Below are 3065 nucleotides of genomic sequence, written 5' to 3' on the forward strand. Positions count from 1 at the left end.
GTTGAGTGCCATTCGCCTCTGATATGCCACCTGCCTAGTCCGTCCTTCGTCGGCCGCCATCGTGCCTTGTCATTCGCAGCGCGCTGCATGTCGCCGCACCTTTGCCTGGTATCCAGACGCACGGCGAGAATGCTGGAAATCGCGCCATCGCGCGCAACCGGTTTCCCCAGCCACCTGCCGGCCACTATCCATCGGATTCACTGATAACCTCGGGTCATGAGCATGAACAAGTCCCCGCATTCAGTTCTGCCACCGATCTTTGCCTGGCGGCGTGTGCGTGTGGTCCTGTTCGCCTGTCTGCCATTCATCCTCCTGATGATGCCGGGCTGGAAAGTTTCCTACGCCGTTCTGATCTTCCGCTGGTTTTACATTGGAGCTCTATGCCTGCTGGTATTCGGATTGTTCGAACGCTGGCCGCGGCGTCTGCCTGGCTGGATCTCGCGCTGGGTACTTCAGGTGATGGCGGTGGCGGCGATCGTGCCGATAGCAACCTGGACGGCCTACCTGATCACGACACAAGGGGATCCGGTGCCATTCTGGGAAGACAGCGATCGATTGACCGGCTTTGCCGCGTTCACCATGATCAGCCTGCTGATTGCTCCCTGGATGGCTGTCTCTGCATTGATGGGACAGATCAGCGGCAAGGTACAGCGCCAGGCGCTGGCGTTTGATCTCGAGCGAAGCGAACTGGAACGAAAGGCGATCAGCTCACGATTGCGCCTGTTGCAGGCTCAGGTCGAGCCGCACTTCCTGTTCAATACTCTGGCCAATGTGCGCGAGCTGGTCGATTCCGGCTCGGCGCAGGCGTCGGCCGTCCTCAACAGTCTGATTGCCTACCTGCGTGCAGCCGTTCCACGCCTGCACGAGCCGGCGACCACGATGAGACAGGAAATCGAGCTTGTGCGTGCGTATCTCGATGTCATGCACATGCGCATTCCGGATCGCTTGCAGTTCATGGTGCAAGTCGAGGATTCCTCCATGGATTTGCACTGTCCGCCAATGGCGCTGCTGACCCTTGTTGAAAATGCCGTGCGCCACGGGATCGATCCCAGCGAGGCGGGTGGTCGCATTGAAGTTCGTGTCGTCGAAGAAAATGCCCGCTGTCGCTGTCAGGTCATCGATACCGGCGTCGGCTTGCAGAACGGCTTCGACAATCTGGGCACCGGCCTGTCCAACCTGCGTGAGCGCCTGCAGTTGATGTTCGGCGACTCGGCGCGGCTGAGCCTGAATGCTCTCGTGCCACAGGGTGCGAACGCCGAGCTGGAATTTCCCGCACGTCGAGGTGTGCCATGACCCAGTCGCGGACCACGGCCCTGATCGCCGATGACGAGCCGCTGCTGCGTACGTCGCTCAAACGGCTGCTGCGCGAGGCATGGCCCGAGTTGGAAGTCATCGCCGAGGCGCGCAATGGCCGCGAGGCTGTCGAGATGTTTGAAGCCTTGCGCCCTGATATCTGCTTTCTCGACGTGCACATGCCGGGGCTTTCCGGCGTCGAAGCGGCGCGATTCATCGGTAAACGTGCGCAGCTGGTTTTCGTGACCGCATTCGATCAATACGCCGTGCAAGCATTCGACAGCGGGGCTCTCGACTATCTGGTCAAGCCAGTCGAGCCCGCTCGACTCGCGGATACCGTTGCGCGATTGCAGGAACGACTGGGTGCAGGGCAGCTGCCCGATGCCGACAAGTTGATCGAGCAACTGGCCGCGCGGCTGCGCAAGAGCGCCGAGCCCGCCGCGCTGCGCTGGATTCGAGCCTCGGTCGGCCAGACCGTACGCGTGATTGCGGTCGAGGAAATCGACTATCTGCGTTCCGACTCCAAATACACGCGAATCGCCTGGCGTGGCGACGAAGGCAAGCCCGCAGAAGCCCTGGTACGCACGCCGCTGAAGGAGCTGCTGACACAGCTCGACGCCGCACAATTCGCCCAGGTCCACCGCGCCGTTGTCGTCAACCTGAGTGCAATCAGCCACATCCTTCGCGGCGACAACGAAACGGCCAGCATCCATCTGCGCGGTCGCGATGATGTGCTGCCGGTCAGTCGGAACTACTTGCACCTGTTCAAGCAGATGTAGTTTGCTTGGGGAACGGGGAACGAAGCTGACTTCAAGACTCGTCATTCCCGCGTAGGCGGGAAGCGCTTCACAACAGCCGCCATGGCTGGTCATCGCTCTATAGCAGCCGAACGGCTGGTCATCCAGCTCATTTGGAGTTTCGCAAAAGGCACAAAGTCACTGGAAGATTGCGCATCCGGCGTCTGTGATGCGATTCCCGCCTACGCGGGAATGACGAGTCCAGAGGCTATGGCATTCCGGGCAGAGCCCTGTTCAGCGTTGCCCTGGATTGATTCGTGGTTAGGACAGGACAGGCGAAGCGGTATCTACTACCCTCGACTTTCCGCATGAAGCATCCGGAGTTTCCATGGCCAAGGTGAGTTCACCGAAGAAAATCGCAGCGTCCCTGACCGAGCACTGGTCTCCCCGCGTCATTGCCGAGGTGGATGACTCCTACGTGAAAGTCGCAAAGGTCAACGGCGAACTGGACTGGCACAGCCATGCCGACGAAGACGAGATGTTCCTTGTCCTCGAGGGTGCGCTGCATATCGACATGGAAGATGGCACGAGCGTTGATCTCGCGGAGGGCGACTTGTACGTCGTGCCAAAAGGCGTACGACACAATCCGAGCACGAAGGGCGACTGCCTGCTGATGCTGATCGAGCGCAAGACAACCCTGCACACCGGGGACACGGTCAACGAAAAGACCCGCTCGCTGGAAGAGCAGTTGCGGCCGCTGTAGTCGACAGCAGGAAATGCGGGCGGGCTCATCTATCGGCCAGCTGAAATCGCGGCGGGATTGCATCGAAGCATGTCAAACATCCGGATGATGCTCGAAAGCCCGCTGCGGGCGCTGTGATAACCTCGTTTCATGGAATCGCCGGGTGCACAAGACGAGTCGGCCAGAGTGGCGCTGGACCTCGATCCCGCAGCGCATTCCGTTCGCATCGGTGCAAGCACGCTTCGACTTGAGCCGCGAGCATTTGCATTGCTTGCGCAACTGGTTGAGTCAGC

At 60.3% G+C, this 3065-nt stretch carries 3 protein-coding genes; all 3 read left to right on the forward strand.

The window, feature by feature from the left end; translation table 11 throughout:
* The first annotated feature begins 216 nt into the window (after window positions 1-216).
* The 3 genes from WBP53_RS02460 to WBP53_RS02470 all read left to right on the forward strand — a co-directional run bounded on the left by WBP53_RS02460 (window position 217) and on the right by WBP53_RS02470 (window position 2793).
* Window positions 217-1293, forward strand: a complete 1077-nt coding sequence (locus tag WBP53_RS02460) for a sensor histidine kinase (protein ID WP_423925592.1) — start codon at window positions 217-219, stop codon at window positions 1291-1293.
* On the forward strand, window positions 1290-2072 hold the full coding sequence (locus tag WBP53_RS02465; protein WP_423925594.1) for a LytR/AlgR family response regulator transcription factor: 783 nt from the start codon (window positions 1290-1292) through the stop codon (window positions 2070-2072). Before WBP53_RS02460 ends, WBP53_RS02465 begins: the two co-directional genes overlap by 4 nt.
* Before the next feature lie 346 nt (window positions 2073-2418).
* A complete protein-coding gene (locus WBP53_RS02470) occupies window positions 2419-2793 on the forward strand; it encodes a cupin domain-containing protein (RefSeq protein WP_423925596.1) in 375 nt (124 codons plus the stop codon).
* Window positions 2794-3065: the final 272 nt, after the last annotated feature.

This window comes from Dokdonella sp. (assembly GCF_049593775.1).
Lineage (GTDB): Bacteria > Pseudomonadota > Gammaproteobacteria > Xanthomonadales > Rhodanobacteraceae > Dokdonella.

What these genes read in the sequence shown, in the direction of transcription:
- WBP53_RS02465 (WP_423925594.1), top strand. Translation starts at nt 1,290, where the DNA reads ATGACCCAGTCGCGGACCACGGCCCTGATCGCCGATGACGAGCCGCTG.
- WBP53_RS02460 (WP_423925592.1), top strand. Translation starts at nt 217, where the DNA reads ATGAGCATGAACAAGTCCCCGCATTCAGTTCTGCCACCGATCTTTGCC.
- WBP53_RS02470 (WP_423925596.1), top strand. Translation starts at nt 2,419, where the DNA reads ATGGCCAAGGTGAGTTCACCGAAGAAAATCGCAGCGTCCCTGACCGAG.